Annotated in this window: 20 protein-coding genes; 13 read left to right on the top strand and 7 right to left on the bottom strand. The window is 62.8% G+C overall.

Annotated elements, in window-relative coordinates:
- Window positions 1-55: 55 nt before the first annotated feature.
- The 5 genes from urtD to FM069_RS01485 all read right to left on the bottom strand — a co-directional run bounded on the left by urtD (window position 56) and on the right by FM069_RS01485 (window position 5,680).
- Entirely contained in the window at window positions 56-901 is an 846-nt protein-coding gene (urtD, locus tag FM069_RS01505) for an urea ABC transporter ATP-binding protein UrtD (protein ID WP_143486413.1), read from the bottom strand.
- Window positions 898-1,977: an urea ABC transporter permease subunit UrtC gene (gene urtC / locus FM069_RS01500; RefSeq protein WP_143486412.1), complete on the bottom strand. Its 1,080-nt coding sequence runs from the start codon at window positions 1,975-1,977 to the stop codon at window positions 898-900. Before urtC ends, urtD begins: the two co-directional genes overlap by 4 nt.
- Window positions 1,974-3,545, bottom strand: a complete 1,572-nt coding sequence (gene urtB / locus FM069_RS01495) for an urea ABC transporter permease subunit UrtB (protein WP_143486410.1) — start codon at window positions 3,543-3,545, stop codon at window positions 1,974-1,976. The genes urtC and urtB overlap by 4 nt, the downstream gene beginning before the upstream one ends.
- Window positions 3,546-3,620: 75 nt before the next feature.
- On the bottom strand, window positions 3,621-4,889 hold the full coding sequence (gene urtA, locus FM069_RS01490; protein ID WP_143486409.1) for an urea ABC transporter substrate-binding protein: 1,269 nt from the start codon (window positions 4,887-4,889) through the stop codon (window positions 3,621-3,623).
- Between the two features lie 65 nt (window positions 4,890-4,954).
- Window positions 4,955-5,680, bottom strand: a complete 726-nt coding sequence (locus FM069_RS01485) for a GntR family transcriptional regulator (RefSeq protein ID WP_143486407.1) — start codon at window positions 5,678-5,680, stop codon at window positions 4,955-4,957.
- A gap of 467 nt (window positions 5,681-6,147) precedes the next feature.
- Here FM069_RS01485 and FM069_RS01480 point away from each other — a divergent pair, with 467 nt between their 5' ends.
- From FM069_RS01480 to FM069_RS22000, 4 genes are all read left to right on the top strand, one after another.
- Complete coding sequence (locus FM069_RS01480; RefSeq protein WP_143486405.1) at window positions 6,148-6,609, top strand: MerR family transcriptional regulator; 462 nt, start codon at window positions 6,148-6,150, stop codon at window positions 6,607-6,609.
- Window positions 6,610-6,730: 121 nt separating this feature from the next.
- The gene (locus FM069_RS01475; protein ID WP_143486404.1) at window positions 6,731-7,963 is read left to right on the top strand and encodes an NADH:flavin oxidoreductase/NADH oxidase family protein; all 1,233 of its coding nucleotides are present in this window, start codon (window positions 6,731-6,733) and stop codon (window positions 7,961-7,963) included.
- 516 nt (window positions 7,964-8,479) lie between these two features.
- Complete coding sequence (locus tag FM069_RS01470) at window positions 8,480-8,752, top strand: hypothetical protein (RefSeq protein WP_143486402.1); 273 nt, start codon at window positions 8,480-8,482, stop codon at window positions 8,750-8,752.
- On the top strand, window positions 8,745-8,870 hold the full coding sequence (locus FM069_RS22000) for a hypothetical protein (protein WP_267904168.1): 126 nt from the start codon (window positions 8,745-8,747) through the stop codon (window positions 8,868-8,870). The genes FM069_RS01470 and FM069_RS22000 overlap by 8 nt, the downstream gene beginning before the upstream one ends.
- 465 nt (window positions 8,871-9,335) lie before the next feature.
- Here the strand turns inward: FM069_RS22000 and FM069_RS01465 are convergent, their stop codons facing one another.
- Window positions 9,336-9,533, bottom strand: a complete 198-nt coding sequence (locus FM069_RS01465) for a hypothetical protein (protein ID WP_143486400.1) — start codon at window positions 9,531-9,533, stop codon at window positions 9,336-9,338.
- 110 nt (window positions 9,534-9,643) lie between these two features.
- On the opposite strand from FM069_RS01465, the gene FM069_RS01460 reads away from it, so the two are divergent.
- The 9 genes from FM069_RS01460 to FM069_RS21995 all read left to right on the top strand — a co-directional run bounded on the left by FM069_RS01460 (window position 9,644) and on the right by FM069_RS21995 (window position 15,803).
- Window positions 9,644-10,939 carry a phage/plasmid replication protein, II/X family gene (locus FM069_RS01460; RefSeq protein WP_143486398.1) on the top strand — a complete coding sequence of 432 codons (1,296 nt, stop codon included), beginning with the start codon at window positions 9,644-9,646 and terminating at the stop codon, window positions 10,937-10,939.
- Between the two features lie 45 nt (window positions 10,940-10,984).
- Window positions 10,985-11,317 carry a DNA-binding protein gene (locus FM069_RS01455; protein ID WP_143486397.1) on the top strand — a complete coding sequence of 111 codons (333 nt, stop codon included), beginning with the start codon at window positions 10,985-10,987 and terminating at the stop codon, window positions 11,315-11,317.
- 271 nt (window positions 11,318-11,588) lie between these two features.
- On the top strand, window positions 11,589-11,819 hold the full coding sequence (locus FM069_RS01445) for a hypothetical protein (protein ID WP_143486394.1): 231 nt from the start codon (window positions 11,589-11,591) through the stop codon (window positions 11,817-11,819).
- Between the two features lie 294 nt (window positions 11,820-12,113).
- Window positions 12,114-13,292, top strand: a complete 1,179-nt coding sequence (locus FM069_RS21520) for a hypothetical protein (RefSeq protein ID WP_178106630.1) — start codon at window positions 12,114-12,116, stop codon at window positions 13,290-13,292.
- Complete coding sequence (locus FM069_RS01435) at window positions 13,293-13,604, top strand: DUF2523 domain-containing protein (RefSeq protein WP_143486393.1); 312 nt, start codon at window positions 13,293-13,295, stop codon at window positions 13,602-13,604.
- A gap of 12 nt (window positions 13,605-13,616) precedes the next feature.
- The gene (locus tag FM069_RS01430; protein ID WP_143486392.1) at window positions 13,617-14,924 is read left to right on the top strand and encodes a zonular occludens toxin domain-containing protein; all 1,308 of its coding nucleotides are present in this window, start codon (window positions 13,617-13,619) and stop codon (window positions 14,922-14,924) included.
- 62 nt (window positions 14,925-14,986) lie between these two features.
- A complete protein-coding gene (locus tag FM069_RS21515) occupies window positions 14,987-15,145 on the top strand; it encodes a hypothetical protein (RefSeq protein ID WP_178106629.1) in 159 nt (52 codons plus the stop codon).
- Between the two features lie 267 nt (window positions 15,146-15,412).
- Window positions 15,413-15,685 carry a hypothetical protein gene (locus FM069_RS01425; protein ID WP_143486402.1) on the top strand — a complete coding sequence of 91 codons (273 nt, stop codon included), beginning with the start codon at window positions 15,413-15,415 and terminating at the stop codon, window positions 15,683-15,685.
- Window positions 15,678-15,803, top strand: coding sequence for a hypothetical protein (locus FM069_RS21995; RefSeq protein WP_267904168.1), 126 nt, complete (start codon window positions 15,678-15,680; stop codon window positions 15,801-15,803). Before FM069_RS01425 ends, FM069_RS21995 begins: the two co-directional genes overlap by 8 nt.
- Window positions 15,804-16,268: 465 nt before the next feature.
- Here the strand turns inward: FM069_RS21995 and FM069_RS01420 are convergent, their stop codons facing one another.
- The gene (locus tag FM069_RS01420; protein WP_143486400.1) at window positions 16,269-16,466 is read right to left on the bottom strand and encodes a hypothetical protein; all 198 of its coding nucleotides are present in this window, start codon (window positions 16,464-16,466) and stop codon (window positions 16,269-16,271) included.

Raw genomic sequence — 16,466 nt, 5'->3', positions numbered from 1 at the left:
GCGAGCTACTGCCTGCTCACGGTTTCGTTCTTCGCAGGCGGGTGGGGAAAGGGGACTAGCGCCCCAGGTAGACCTCGATCACCTGCTCGTTGGCCTGGACCTGCTCCAGCGAGCCCTCGGCCAGGACGTGCCCCTGGTGCAGCACGGTGACGTGGTCGGCGATGCGGCCGACGAAGCCCATGTCGTGCTCCACCACCATCAGCGAGTGCCTGGGCACCAGCGACCTGAACAGCTCGGCGGTGAACTCGGTCTCGGCGTCGGTCATGCCGGCCACGGGTTCGTCCAGCAGCAGCAACTGCGGCTCCTGTACCAGCAGCATGCCGATCTCGAGGAACTGTTTCTGGCCATGGGAGAGCAGGCCGGCGGTGCGCTGGCGAAATTCCTGCAAGCGCAGGGTGGCGAGTACCTCCTCCAGGCGGTCGCGCTGTTCGCCGGTGAGGCGCGCCCCCAGGCTGGCCCGGACCGACTTGTCGGTCTTCTGCGCCAGCTCCAGGTTTTCCCAGACGCTGAGAGCTTCGAACACCGTGGGCTTCTGGAACTTGCGGCCGATGCCGGCCTGGGCGATGGCCACCGGCTGCAGGCGGGTGAGGTCGAGGGTTTCGCCGAACCAGGCGCTGCCCTGGTCGGGGCGGGTCTTGCCGGTGATGACGTCCATCAGAGTGGTCTTGCCGGCGCCATTGGGGCCGATGATGCAGCGCAGCTCGCCCACGCCGATGTAGAGGGTGAGGTCGCGCAGGGCCTTGAAGCCGTCGAAGCTGACCTCGATACCCTCCAGGCTGAGGATTGTTCCGTGGCGGGTATCCAGGCCCTTGCCGGCGCGATGGCCGAGGCCGCTGGCTTCGCCGCCGATGCCGGGGTCGAGCACCTCGGCGGCCAGCATGGGGACGGGGGCAGCTCTCATGCGTCGCGCTCCTTCTTGATGAGGCCGATCACGCCACGCGGCAGGTAGAGGGTGACGACGACGAACAGGGCGCCGAGGAAGAACAGCCAGTACTCGGGGAAGGCCACGGTGAACCAGCTCTTGGCGCCGTTGACGATGCCCGCGCCGAGCACCGGGCCGATCAGGCTGCCGCGCCCACCGAGGGCGACCCAGATGGCCGCCTCGATGGAGTTGGTCGGGGCCATCTCGCTGGGATTGATGATGCCCACCTGGGGCACGTAGAGCGCGCCGGCCAGCCCGCAGAGCACCGCCGAGAGCACCCAGACGAACAGCTTGAAGCCGCGCGGATCGTAGCCGCAGAAAGTCACCCGGTTTTCGGCGTCGCGGATCGCCGTGAGAATGCGGCCGAACTTGCTCTGCGCCAGGCGCCAGCCCAGCCAGAGACTGGCGGTCAGCAGGACTACGGTCAGCCCGAAGAGTACCGCTCGGGTGCCCTGGGCCGCCACCGGAAAGCCCAACAGGGTGGTGAAGCCGGTGAAGCCGTTGTTGCCGCCGAAGCCGGTCTCGTTACGGAAGAACAGCAGCATGCCGGCGAAGGTCAGGGCCTGGGTCATGATGGAGAAATAGACGCCCTTGATCTTCGAGCGGAAGGCGAAGAAGCCGAACGCCAGGGCCAGCAGGCCCGGCGCCAGCACCACCAGGCACAAGGCCCAGAGGAAATGGTCGGTGCCCGCCCAGAACCACGGGTAGCTGCTCCAGGAGAGGAAGCTCATGAACGGTGGCAGGCCATCCCCGGCCGCCTGGCGCATCAGGTACATGCCCATCGCATAGCCCCCCAGGGCGAAGAACAGCCCGTGGCCGAGGGACAGCATCCCGGCGTAGCCCCAGACCAGGTCCAGGGCCAGCGCAACGATGGCGTAGCAGAGGATCTTGCCTACCAGGGTGAGGGTGTAGGCTGACACCTGCAGGGGGTTGTCGGCCGGTAGCAATGACAGCAGGGGCAGGGCGATCAGCGCGGCGAGGGCCAGGCCGAGCCCCGCCAGGCTCAGGCGCGGGCCGGCCTTCTGCGCGACGGTGAGGGTGAGTGGCTGGTTCAATCGATGACCCTCCCCTTGAGGGCGAACAGGCCCTGGGGCCGTTTCTGGATGAACAGGATGATCAGCGCCAGGATGAGGATCTTGCCCAGCACGGCACCGATCTGCGGTTCGAGGATCTTGTTGACGATGCCGAGGCCGAAGGCCGCCAGCACGCTGCCGGCCAGTTGGCCGACACCGCCCAGCACCACCACCAGGAAGGAGTCGATGATGTAGCTCTGGCCCAGGTCGGGGCCGACGTTGCCCACTTGCGACAGGGCCACACCGCCCAGGCCGGCGATGCCGGAGCCGAGGCCGAAGGCGAGCATGTCGATGCGCCCGGTGGGCACGCCGCAGCAGGCGGCCATGGAGCGGTTCTGGGTCACCGCCCGCACGTTCAGGCCCAGGCGGGTCTTGTTCAATAGCGCCCAGGTGAGGATCAGCACGAAGACCACGAAGCCGAGGATGACCACCCGGTTCCAGGGCAGCAACAGGTTCGGCAGCACCTGGATGCCACCGGACAGCCAGGCCGGGTTGGCCACTTCGACGTTCTGGGCGCCGAACAGCACCCGCACCGCCTGGATCAGCATCAGGCTGATGCCCCAGGTGGCCAGCAGGGTTTCCAGCGGCCGGCCGTAGAGGTGGCGGATCACGGTGCGCTCCAGGACCATGCCGATGGCAGCGGTGACCGCAAAGGCCACCGGCAGCGCCAGCAGCGGGTACCAGGCCAGCCATTCCGGGGCCAGACGCTGCAGGGCCAGTTGCACGCAATAGGTGGCGTAGGCGCCGAGCATCAGCATCTCGCCATGGGCCATGTTGATGACGCCCAGCAGGCCGTAGGTGATGGCCAGGCCGAGGGCGGCCAGCAGCAGGATCGACCCCAGGGACAGGCCGGTGAACGCCTGGCCCAGCAGATCGCCCATGAACAGGGCGCGTTCCACCTGGGCGAGACTGGTCTGGGCCGCCTTGCGGACCCCGGCATCGGTCTCGGTGGGCGAGTCGAGCAGGGCTTGCAGGCGAACCCTGGCCTGGGGATCGCCGGACTCGCCCAGCAGGCGCACGGCGGCCAGGCGCACCGTGGGGTCGGGGTCGGCCAACTGCAGCGAGGCCAGGGCGGCGGCGAGGGCGGCCCGGACGGTTTCGTCGGGCTCGGCCTGCAGGCGGCTCTCCAGGAACGGCCGCTGCCCGGCCGTGGCGCCTTGCCCCAGGGCCTGGGCGGCCGCGAGTCGTGCCCGGGTGTCAGGGGATGTCAGCTGCTGGCTGGCCAGGGCCGCGTCGACCAGGATCCGCAGCCGATTGTTCAGGCGTATGGGCTTGGGCGCGCCGCTCGCCGACGCGGCGCTGTCGCCTTCGGCGGGGGTGAACCGGTCTCCCTCCTTGTAGAAGGGCTGCCTGTCGGCGTCGATGTAGAAACGACCCTCGCGCAACGCGCGCAGGACCGGCTCCTGGTCCGGCTCGGGCATGGCCGACCAGGCCTGCAGCAGGCTGGCTTGAGCGTTGCCGCTGGCCCCCGCCAGGTCAGTAGCAGGGCCGCCATGGGCCAGGCTGCAGACGCCGAACAGGAGCAGCAGAAGAATGCGGTGAATGCGCATCGGCGGTTACCTGGGTGCTTCGCTAAGGGAAGTTGGAACGGCCCTCCCGCGCAGGCGCGAGGAGGGCGGCTCCGCTTACTGGCCGCTCTTCACCGGCTCGTCGGACTTCTTGTCGTTACCGGGGATGTAGGGGCTCCAGGGCTGCGCGCGTACCGGGCCGTCGGTCTGCCAGACCACGTTGAACTGCCCGTCCTCCTGGACCTCGCCGATCATCACCGGCTTGTGCAGGTGATGGTTCTTCTCGTCCATCTTGATGGTGTAGCCGTCCGGTGCGGCGAAGGTCTGGCCGGCCATGGCGGTACGGACCTTGTCCACCTCGGTGCTGCCGGCCTTTTCCACGGCCTGGGCCCACAGGTGGAGACCGACGTAGGTGGCCTCCATGGGGTCGTTGGTCACCGCGGTCTGGTAGTTGGGCAGGTTCTTGGCCTTGGCGTAGGCTTTCCAGGCCTCGACGAAGGCGGCGTTCGCCGGGTTGTCCAGGGACTGGAAGTAGTTCCAGGCGGCCAGCTGGCCCACCAGCGGCTTGGTGTCGATCCCGCGCAGTTCCTCCTCGCCCACCGAGAAGGCCACCACCGGCACCTCGGTGGCTTTCAGGCCCTGGTTGCCCAGTTCCTTGTAGAACGGCACGTTGGAGTCGCCGTTGATGGTGGAGACCACCGCGGTCTTGCCGCCGGCGGCGAACTTCTTGATGGTGGCGACGATGGTCTGGTAGTCGCTGTGACCGAAGGGGGTGTAGACCTCTTCGATGTCCTTGTCGGCGATGCCCTTGCTGTGCAGGAAGTTGCGCAGGATCTTGTTGGTGGTGCGGGGGTAGACGTAGTCGGTGCCCAGCAGGAAGAAGCGGGTGGCGCCGCCGCCATCCTCGCTCATCAGGTATTCCACCGCGGGAATCGCCTGCTGGTTGGGCGCGGCGCCGGTGTAGAAGACGTTGGGAGACATTTCCTCGCCTTCGTACTGCACCGGGTAGAACAGCAGGCCGTTGAGTTCTTCGTACACCGGCAGCACCGACTTGCGCGACACCGAGGTCCAGCAACCGAAGGTCACCGCCACCTTGTCCTGGGTCAGCAGCTGACGGCCCTTCTCGGCGAACAGCGGCCAGTTGGACGCCGGGTCCACCACCACGGGTTCGAGCTGCTTGCCCAGCACCCCGCCCTTGGCGTTGATCTCGTCGATGGTCATCAGCGCCATGTCCTTGAGTGAGGTCTCGGAGATGGCCATGGTGCCGGAGAGGGAATGGAGGATACCGACCTTGATGGTGTCGGCGGCCTGCAGGGTCCACGGCATGCCCATGGCGACAACGGATGCGGAAAGCGTGAAGGCCTTGATCAGGCTACGTCGATGCATGGAGTGAGCTCCTGGAGCGGACTGCGATGGGAGGGAGGAGGGCAGTGGGATCGAGGTCATGGCCGTCATCCCTGGCGTGCTGGCAGGTCCCGCGGGCGGGCGCTGTGCAACATGTGCAGGGTGATCGTGCGCACTTCAGCCTTGCTGACCTCCAGATGGGCCTTGAGCAATCGCTGTGCGTCTTCATTGCGTTTCGTGAGCAGGGCGCCGAGGATCTTGCCGTGCTCCTCGTAGGCGAGGGTGACGCGGGCGGCCTGGGTGAAATCCAGCCGGCGGACCACGCGGATTCTCTCGCTGACGTCCGCGTGAAGCCGGGCCATTTCGCCGTTGCCCGCGGCGTCCAGCAATTGCCGATGGAAGCCTTCGTCCAGCCGCGACACCGCCTGGCCATCCTTCAGGCGCCGCTCGGGCGCGACCAGCCAGGTACGCCCGAGCTGGTCCAGCAGGGGCGACACCTCGGCGGCGGGGCGTTCGCCCAGCCGCCGGACCGCCTCGAGCTCCAGCACGATGCAAATTTCATAGAGCTCTTCGAGGCGGGTGAAATCGAAGGCCCTGACGCGCCATCCACTGCGGGAAACCACCTCCACATGGCCTTCGCGTTCGAGGCGGTGCAAGGCTTGTCGCACGGGGGTGCGGCTGGCCCGCATCCGCTCGGCCAGCTCGCCTTCGCTGAAGCGATCCCCTGGCATCAGGCGCAAGCCGAACAGGTCATCCTTCAACTGGGCATAGATCGCTTCGGCCCGGCTCCTGGATGAATCCCCTTGGCTGCGTGGCGAGGGCGTCGGTTGCATGTCAGGCCACCCCGCCGTGCATGTATGCCGCCCGCCAAGTCACGGCGGCGCCTCCATCCCGGGCGAAGCCGGTGGTACTCGACGAACCAAGGCGACCGCGATGGATCGTCTGGAAACCGTCATGAACAGTGGCTTGCCTGCATCCCGAAAAGCCGAGGGCGTGTCGCATGTGCCTGGACCCTATCTTGTATCCCAGTCGGGAATTGCCTTAGCAAGGCCAGTGCCATCTGTTCAAGCAATTGATTTAATTGAATAAAGGCGCTGATGCGTCGGCCTGTTCCGGCCTTTCTGCTCCTGGGCGGTGCGAGCGGGCCCAAGAATGGTTCATCGCGCACCGATTCAAAAAAGGGGAATGTTCACCGAGGCAGGCGTTACGTTCATCGGCACTGCAGTGAGCGATGCTCGCTTCATGGATTCACCTCGGGATTGCAGTACGCTTCAGGGTCGACACGCGGGGGAGAGGCCACATGAAAATCGGGGAACTGGCGAAGCTCAGCGGACTGGCGCCCTCGCGTATTCGCTTCTACGAAGCGAGCGGGCTGATCCATTCAGTCGCGCGCAAGGCGAACGGCTACCGCGACTATGCCCCGGAGACCGTCTGGGTGCTGGAACTCATCACGGGCGCCCAGCGCGCGGGGTTTTCTCTGGAGGAGATTCGCCACCTGCTGCCGTTGGGTGCCGATAACTGGCAACACGATCAGCTACTGGCGGGCCTCACGCGCAAGGTGATCGAGATCGAGGCCCTGCAGGCTCGCTTGAAGCGGGACAGGGCGCAGCTGCTGCTGGTCATCGAGAGCATCGAGAACAAGCCGGAGGGCGTGCAGTGCGCGGACAATGCCCAGCAATTGCTGAAGCGGCTTCGGCAGGAAAAGCAGGAGACGGCGAACGCTCCCAAACGCCCCAGTGGCGGTAGCAAAGGGCGCGGTTGAAGGCGGGCAAGAACGGGGCAGGGGAGTGGTGCCTCCGTCGGCAACCATGGGAGTGGAGGGTCTTGACTCTAAAGTTCGCTTGAAGGTTAGGGTGATGCCGTCGTTCTTCCTGGAGCCTGTCATGACCACCTTCGATCCGTTGATCCTGCCCAATGGAACCGTCATTCCCAACCGCCTCGCCAAGGCCGCCATGGAAGAAAACATGGCGGATGATGACCACGCGCCATCGGAGGCGCTGATCCGGCTCTACCGCCGCTGGGCCGAAGGCGGAGCCGGGCTGATGATCACTGGCAACGTCATGATCGACCACCGGGCCATGACCGGACCGGGCGGCGTGGTGCTCGAGTCGGACCGGTTCGGCGAGCGTTTCAGCGCCTGGGCCCAGGCCGCTCGTTCCCGGGGCGGCCACGTCTGGATGCAGATCAATCATCCGGGCCGGCAGATGCCGGCGTCGCTGGGGCAGGGGACCCTGGCTCCCTCGGAGGTCGCCATGGACCTGGGCTCGTTCTCCCGGCAATTCGCGGTGCCACAGGCTATGACCGAAGCGGATATCGCCGATGTGAAGGCACGCTTCGTCAAGACGGCAGTGCTAGCCGAGCGATTCAGGTTCACCGGCGTGCAGATCCATGCCGCCCACGGCTACCTGATCAGCCAGTTCCTGTCGCCGATCACCAACAAACGCAGCGATCGCTGGGGCGGCTCGATCGAGAACCGCGCACGCCTGCTGGTCGATGTGATCAAGGCAGTACGTGCCGCCGTCGGCACCGCATTCGCGGTGGCGGTCAAGCTCAACTCGGCGGACTTCCAGCGCGGCGGCTTCAGCACGGACGACGCGAAGACGGTGCTGGCCATGCTCAACCCTTTGGGCATCGACCTGATCGAACTGTCCGGCGGCAGCTACGAAGCACCGGCCATGCACGGCCAGACCCGCGACGGCCGCACGCTCGCCCGCGAAGCCTATTTCCTGGAGTTCGCCACGGACATCTCGTCCGTCGCCCGCATGCCGGTCATGGTCACCGGCGGCATTCGCCGGTACCCGGTGGCGCAACAGGTCCTGGACAGCGGGATCGCCATGGTCGGCATGGGAACCGCGCTGACCCTGGATCCCGACCTGCCCAACGCCTGGCGCACAGGTGCCCCGAATGCGCCACAACTGCGGGCGATCCCCTGGAAGAACAAGGTCCTGTCCTCGCTCGGCTACATGGCAATGGTGAAACACCAACTGCGCCGCCTCGGTGCAGGAAAACGCACCGATCCGAACGTGGCGCCAGTCCTGGCCTTGCTGGGACAGCAACTCGACACGTACAAGCGAACCCGGCGATACCGCCGGTGGGTGAAGCGTCTGGATGGTTGATCGACAGCATCCGGGCCATTAGGCCATGCCATGGAGCGATAGCGTTTGTCCGGCCATTGGCGGCCGTGGGAACATCTGCAGCGATCTGGTTGAGGAGTCAGCCGTGAAATTTCTTGTGGTCTCCATGATTGTTCTAAGCATCATCCTGGCCCGCACCGGCATCGTGTCCTTCGAAGTGTCCAATGCTGACGACGACTCGGGCGATATGGATTCATAGCGCTTGGGGTGGTTGCCTGGACTGAAATCTGGAAATTCGCATAATGGGGTTCGAGGTTATGTTTAGCCGCCGCCGTGGGACTATCCGCAGGCCACGGCGAAAGCGGTTTAGCATAACCTCGGATTATGCGATGCCCCGCCCTGGCCTAGGCGTCCATCGAGGTGAATTGGTACTGAAAGCGTCGCCCTGGATCTGCTGCAGAACTCGAAATCGGTACCAAAACCATTGCAGGGCCTTCTGTGATTTGGTACCATTTCCCGCATCGAGCTGCTGCACCTGGTCAACGGAAAGGTACCAGAATGACCCTTATCAAATTCGAGGTTTCCGAGCAGGAAGCCGACGCCCTGAAAATCCAGTACGGCCAGCGGGTCGCCAGCAAGGCGTTCGCCATGGCCGCCGCTGATGCTCCCCAGTTGTCCGCCCTGGTTCGTGGCCTGCGCCGCGATCTGGCCGACCGGGACCATGAAATTGCCGCCCTTCGCCAGACCCTGGAGCGCGCCCGTTCGGCGGCCGCGCTGTTGCTCGAAGCCTGCGGGCAGGGCGATCTGTTCGAGGGTGGCCGCCGTGGATAAGCGCGACCCCATTCTTCGCTGGCTGGATCAGCCGGCCATGCCTGCGCCGCTCGGTTTGCGGATCTTCTACAGCATCCTGACCGTCGGCGTCATGCTGGCCGTTTTCTTCGCCGGCTAGCGCTGATTCGGTACCGTTTCGCCGACCTGGTTCGCCCAGGGCGCAAGCGTTTTGGTACCTGCAACCCCATCTGATCTCTCCCTGGTCAGGGGCCGCGCTCCCGGCTCGTCGGGGCTCGCCCCGGCGAACGGAAGCACGGGCGTAGCGCACCCTTGACCTACCTCCGTCCATCTACTCTCTGCCTGGGGTGTAGGGGGTGCTTTTCCCCCTGCACCCCTGGCCCTCGCCGAGAGACCCCCGGTAGGGCCCCCGGAGGGCTGCCGGAGGCGACTTTTGCTTGTCTGGCTGTGGCTGTTTCGCGGGCGCGAAACGCGCGGGGAGGGGTGGGGGTGCTGTTACACCCCCACTTTACCGAAGACTCCTTCGGTAGCGGGCGGGTGATCGTCCGCCTGTTCTGCGTAGCAGGGTCCACCATCTCTAATGGTGGACTCTTGTCTCATGGTGAGACTTCCGGGCGTTTTTTGATCAGTCTTTTCCTAGCACTTCTTCGCGGTATTTCAGTACGTCTTTCGTGGTCAGCGTGCTCAGGTGCTTCCACAGCACCGCGTTCACTAAATCCGCTTCGCCTACGTCCTCCCGTGTCTCCACGATCATGTTTATTCGGCGCTCCTTGATGATCTCTACGAACTCATCACGTACGCGATAAGGCTTGGTCACGTTCATTTCTCGCTGTTCCTCTGATGCCAGTTATCCTGTCACACGTTGCTTTGTAACACGTAACAACGTATAAACTCCCCGCCAGCGTAACGCGTAACGCTGTAACGGAGTCCGGCGTGCTCGACAAAATCCACATGTTCATCCCCTTCCGGGTCGAAGCGATCACCCTTCACGGTGACGACGCAGGGCATCACTCCCTGTCGGTCGACCTCGAAAGCCTGGGCATCCCGCTGCGCGCTACCAGCGTGCTTGCAGACGGGCAGGGTGGATACATCGTCGAAGACCTTTCCCATGCCTGGGAGTCGCTGCCCACCTCGTTTACGCCTATGGCGGTCAAGGTGTTCCACCAGTCGCTAGGCAAGCGGATGAATCCCGGTGTTGAGCTGAAAGCCAGCCCGGCGAAGCTTCTCCAGGGACATAACGTGTTCGGCCCGACCTCGATCCGCATGGGCGGTGAGGTAATGCTCAAGTGGTTGGCTGGCTCGTACCCTGAGTTGTTCGCCCAGCTCGATTGGCAGAGCGCCCAGGTTTACAACATCGACTGCACTTTCTCTGCCCGTCTGCCTGATGACCGCACTGCGCTCCAGCTGATCCAGGCGCTCCGTGGTGTTAGCAACGGCCAGACCCGTAACCGTGGCGACGACTACCAGACCACGGCCTATTGGGGCAGTAAGGACAGCCGCTTGCGTCGGTTGAAGGCGTATCTCAAGGGGCCCGAATTTCGCGGCGAAATTGACAAGGCAGTGAAGGCGGCGAGGGGAGGCAACCTGTCTGCTCGTCGCACCCTGGCGGTGCTGCAAAACCCCGATTTGGTCGCTTGGGCGGACAACCTAATCCGCCTTGAAGCGACCGTGATGCATCGCTGGCTTGATCGGCGAAACATCCCTTCCAACCTGTGGGCGCTGTGCGACTACCAAGAGCGCCTGGCTACCCAGGGTCAGTGTTTTATCCAGTGGTGTTGGGAACAAGTAACTAAAGAATTGTTTGCGGCCTTTGAAGGTATCTCCATGCGAGTAATTAACGATGACAAAGTGCTGGCCGCACTTAAAGAGAAGTTCACCAAGCCGGGTGGTCGGTGGACTAAGGCCAAAACCTGTAAGTCTACTGGCGTTGAAATACCTTCGGTATATGTCGCCGGCCCCGCGAATGAAAGTGTCGCGCTGAACTTGTTCCGCACCTACCGCAGCATCAAAGACTACGGCTGGGAAGAAACCATGAAGTCAATGTCGCGTGCAACTTTCTATCGCCATGTTGACCAGATTTGTGAGTGCGGCCTAAGTAAGGCTGCACTCCAGAAGTTGAAGGCCGATGATCACAAGAACAACGTGGTCCCTATCCTGCGCTTCTTGCAAGTTGATTTCAGCGCCCAGCGCCCGAGCTGGTACGTAGAACCAAGCGTTGAAGCCGCTTGATTATTTAAACCAGGGATCACCCTTAACTGTACGAGGTAAATTCGCATGCTTCTTCAAGTCGGTCTTTGCAAAGGCGTTACCAGTAACGAGAAAGCCAACGGCATTATCGAACACTTCCTTGTGGTCACTGCTTCGCAAAAGGATCAGTTTGGCCAGGAAGTGGAAGTTTCGGTCGGCATCAAGGTTTCTAAGCGGCAACTCGATAGCGGCATTGAGAATGCCTATAAGCCGCATATTGGCAAGCAAGTTGCCGTCCCTGTCTTCGCTAAGGCTTGGAAGTCCAAGGCCGGGACCTCTTTTGGTATGGACCTGTGGGCTTCCGGCGATGGCCTTCCTGTTCCGATTCAGCGCGTACAGCCTGTGCGTTCTGCGAGCTAACGCCCCTAGCTTTTTGCGGAGCAAAAAGAGAGGGGTAGGGGGTGAACATGAATTTCCTGGGCTGTGACGGTGTTTGGCTGATTCGGGACGATAAGACAACTATCTGCCAGGGTCAGATGAAGACTTTTACAGTTCAAGAGATGCGGGACTTTCTGACGCCCGCACTTACTTGGGCTCAAAGAGCCGAAATAACTTCCGCACTTCTGGCGTTGTTTGTCGCTGTGTGGGTTATCAAGGCGATTCGGTCCGTTTTTTAACTAGGAGTATGCATATGAACAAGCTGCAACAGTTCTTCAACGTGGGCAAACGCGAAGCCATTCTCGGCGCCTCCCTGATCATGGCGTCCGGCGTCACCATGGCGGCCGATGGTGACTACGACGTCTCCAAGGCGCTGCTCTACGCTGCTGGCGGCATCGCAGGCGCCACCCTCGTCGGGGCTGCCATGTTCGGCCTGGTTTCGCTGATCGGCGTGGGTAAAAAGCTGCAACGCGCTGGCACTTAATTAGCCTTCGCAAGCCCGGCGGTCTCTCGGCCGTCCGGGCTTTTTTATTGCCTGGAGTTTGATATGGGGTCAATTAAATGTTTATTAGTCCGGACGATATCGTCTTTATCGGCGTGCTTGTTGCTTTCGCTATTCTTTGTACCGGCCGCTAGCGCTGAGGAATATTTCTGGACTGACGGCACTAACAAATTCAAGTCCGCCACTGCTGCATGTAAGAAGTGGTTCGATGATCATTTTGCCCCCGAAGAGGGTTTCTCCCTGGTTACTATGGTTAATGGTGACCGGGCTGACTGCATGCGTATTCTTGATGCTTTCGGCGGGCAAACTGCATCGACTGTAGTCCATCGCTGGGGAACTAACTGTCCGGGCGAAAATGACAAGTACGACGACGCGACCGGCGAGTGTATTGGCTCACCGCCACCGCCTGAGCCGTGCGAGCCGCTCAAGGGCAAGAACGTGGCTTGGGCGATCACGCTGCCCAACCTGGACGGCCTCGGCCGGCGTGAATACGGGTGCATGTCGAGCTGTCGCGTATCCCTGGGCACGTCCACCTGCGGCGAGGACCCGGAGCAGCCCGGCAAGGGCCTGTGCATCGGCTCGGGGACCTACACCGGCACCCTCTGCCAGAGCGGCGACGCGAACGCTGGTATTTCTCCCAACACCCCGAAGGACCCCACCCACACGTGCCCTGTTGGCCAGGTCTGGTCAGGCATCGCCTGCGTCACCACCGACCCAGGCAATCCGCCCGATCCTGACCCCGGCACCCCGAACAACCCTGGGCCTTCCGACCCCACCAGCCCCGGCGACAGTGGTTCCGGTGGAAACAGTGGCGGCAACAACGACGGTGGCACCGGTGGCAACGGCGGTGGCAACAGCGGCAACGGCAACGGTTCCGGCAGTGGCAACGGAAACGGCAACGGAAATGGGAACGGCAGCGGCGACGGCAGCGGTTCCGGTAGCGGATCGGGTGGCGGTGGTGGCAACGGCAACAACGACGGGGAAGGGCAGTGCGACCCTGCGAAGGACCCGAACAAGTGCGGTCAGTCCAGCGTGGCCGGCGAGGCGTGCGACGCGACTGTCACCTGCTCGGGCGACGCGATCCAGTGCGCGATCCTGCGTCAGCAGAAGGCGCAGACCTGCTCCGATGAGGAGTTCCGGAAGGTCGACCAGAAGAAAATTACCGAGCTGAAAGCGACCCTTGACGGTGAGTTTTCCGGCGCCGAGTACCAGCCCCTTAAGGCTGACTCGGACGGCACTTTCGACATATCCACCATGCTCGACACCTCCGGCCGGTTTTCTCGTACTTGCCCGGTTATTCCCGACCTCACCGTTCCCTTTTTTGGGAATGCGGCGGTCATTCCGTTTTCGTCTGTCGTTGGCCAGCTCTGCACATTTTTCCAGTGGTTCGGCTATCTCATGGTCGCCTTCGCGATGCGTCGAGCGGCTGAAATCATCGCAAAGGGGCTTTCCTAAATGCCTGTTTTGATTGGGTTATTGCTGCGCGCCATTGGCTGGTCGCTCGTTCCGCTGGGCTGGAAGCTGCTGCGCGGCCTGGGCTTTACCGCCGTCGCTTTCTATGGGGTTCAGTCCGTTATGGACAAGGCCAAAGATTACGTCTTCAGCTCCCTGGGCGGCGTCCCTGGGGAGTGGATGCAGGTGCTTGGACTCCTGCAAATCGACGTGTGCATCAACATCCTGTTTTCCGCTTACGTCGCCCGCGCCGTGCTCTGGGGAATGGACAAGTCTGGCGGCAAATCCGGCGTTCGCTGGACCGGGCCGAAATAAGGGGAGGGGACCATGCTTTACCTGAGAACTGGCCTGCCGGGTGCGGGCAAAACGCTTAACGCTATCCGTGAAATCGACCTCGAGCATCAGGCCGACCCGAACGACCCGGAGCGTCGCTTGCATCGCGATCCCGACCACCCGGACCTGCCGCCCAGGACGATCTACTACTACGGAATCCCGGACCTCAAGCTCGACCGCTTGAAGTCTCGGTGGGTTGAGTTCGACACCCCTGAGAAGTGGTACGACCTGCCCGACGGATCGGTCATCGTCATCGACGAAGCGCAGCGCGTTTTCGGCAACGACGGCACCCGTGCCAGGCCGGAGAAGGTCACCCGATTCGAGACTCACCGTCACCAGGGCCTGGATATCCATCTGATCACCCAGCACCCGTCGTTGCTCTCGACGCCGGTCCGCAAGCTGGTCGGCAAGCACATCAACTTCATTCGGCCCTACGGCCGCGAAAAAGGGATCTTCCGCCACGAGTATGAATTCTGCATCGACAACCCTGAGAAGCGCGCCAACTTCAAGCAAGCCAGTGAAGAGCGGGTGACCCTGGATAAGGCTTATTTCGGGGTCTACAAATCGTCCACGGTTCACACCCACAAGCCCACATCCCCGGGGTATTTAAAGAAAATCCCGCTTCTCGTCGGCATCGTGCTTGCGGCGCTTGGCGGCCTTGCGTTTGGTATTTATCAGGTCGTTCACTCTGCCGAGAGCGAAAAGCAAGTTCTGCGGGCCAAGTCGGATCAGGCGGTCGATTCGTCGGCGCCTTCCGCTCGCAACGTGCAGTCGGCCACTGGCGAGGTTGCACGTGCTGAGTCGTCTTCTAGCACCTCCAAGCGGCTCGCCACGCGTCAGGATTACATCGAAGACCGCTCGCCCAGGGTTCCCGATCTGGTCGCCTCGGCGCCTCGTTACGACGAGCTGAGCAAGCCCAGGGATTTCCCCCGGCCGGTCTGTGCGGCCAGCTCGGACCCGAACTTGGTTGATCGCGCTGCCGATCGGCATTTTCCGGTCGGCATTCACGACAAGAAACTGATGACGTGCCAGTGCTACACCCAGCAGGCCACCCGGATGAAAACCACGTTCGAGTTCTGCATGGACGTGGTGGTCAATGGCTACTTCGACGACACCCGGTTGTCGCCGCAGTACGCGACCGGGAACAGCACCCGTGGCGTCACTACCAGCCCGTCTCCCGATCCTGCGGCGGCGATTCGGCGAGGGCGCGCAGCGACATCGCCGCCGCAGGAATACGTCTCGGATAATCGCAACCTGATTATTGGCATGCCTGCGTCGGAGCCGATGCCATGGAAGCGCTAGGGCTGGCCTGGCTGCTCGCTGTCGTGGGAACATTCGCCATTGTCTGGCCTAGGAGGATTGGCATGCTCAAGGATATGGCTCCTTGGATTGGCACTATCGGCGCGCTGCTGGCGGTCTTTGCGCTCAATCTCGTGCTGATCGGCTTCGCGTATCAGCAGCAGCGCGACACCATGTGCGAGGCGCGCCTTGATCGCGTGTACGGCCAGCTCGTCTGCCCCTAGGGCTTCGCATAATGGGGTTCGAGGTTATGTTTAGCCGCCGCCGTGGGACTATCCGCAGGCCACGGCGAAAGCGGTTTAGCATAACCTCGGATTATGCGATGCCCCGCCCTGGCCTAGGCGTCCATCGAGGTGAATTGGTACTGAAAGCGTCGCCCTGGATCTGCTGCAGAACTCGAAATCGGTACCAAAACCATTGCAGGGCCTTCTGTGATTTGGTACCATTTCCCGCATCGAGCTGCTGCACCTGGTCAACGGAAAGGTACCAGAATGACCCTTATCAAATTCGAGGTTTCCGAGCAGGAAGCCGACGCCCTGAAAATCCAGTACGGCCAGCGGGTCGCCAGCAAGGCGTTCGCCATGGCCGCCGCTGATGCTCCCCAGTTGTCCGCCCTGGTTCGTGGCCTGCGCCGCGATCTGGCCGACCGGGACCATGAAATTGCCGCCCTTCGCCAGACCCTGGAGCGCGCCCGTTCGGCGGCCGCGCTGTTGCTCGAAGCCTGCGGGCAGGGCGATCTGTTCGAGGGTGGCCGCCGTGGATAAGCGCGACCCCATTCTTCGCTGGCTGGATCAGCCGGCCATGCCTGCGCCGCTCGGTTTGCGGATCTTCTACAGCATCCTGACCGTCGGCGTCATGCTGGCCGTTTTCTTCGCCGGCTAGCGCTGATTCGGTACCGTTTCGCCGACCTGGTTCGCCCAGGGCGCAAGCGTTTTGGTACCTGCAACCCCATCTGATCTCTCCCTGGTCAGGGGCCGCGCTCCCGGCTCGTCGGGGCTCGCCCCGGCGAACGGAAGCACGGGCGTAGCGCACCCTTGACCTACCTCCGTCCATCTACTCTCTGCCTGGGGTGTAGGGGGTGCTTTTCCCCCTGCACCCCTGGCCCTCGCCGAGAGACCCCCGGTAGGGCCCCCGGAGGGCTGCCGGAGGCGACTTTTGCTTGTCTGGCTGTGGCTGTTTCGCGGGCGCGAAACGCGCGGGGAGGGGTGGGGGTGCTGTTACACCCCCACTTTACCGAAGACTCCTTCGGTAGCGGGCGGGTGATCGTCCGCCTGTTCTGCGTAGCAGGGTCCACCATCTCTAATGGTGGACTCTTGTCTCATGGTGAGACTTCCGGGCGTTTTTTGATCAGTCTTTTCCTAGCACTTCTTCGCGGTATTTCAGTACGTCTTTCGTGGTCAGCGTGCTCAGGTGCTTCCACAGCACCGCGTTCACTAAATCCGCTTCGCCTACGTCCTCCCGTGTCTCCACGATCATGTTTATTCGGCGCTCCTTGATGATCTCTACGAACTCATCACGTACGCGATAAGGCTTGGTCACGTTCAT

The organism is Pseudomonas mangiferae (assembly GCF_007109405.1).
In the GTDB taxonomy this organism is placed as follows: domain Bacteria; phylum Pseudomonadota; class Gammaproteobacteria; order Pseudomonadales; family Pseudomonadaceae; genus Pseudomonas_T; species Pseudomonas_T mangiferae.
This window is presented reverse-complemented; position numbering and strand designations above follow the sequence as displayed.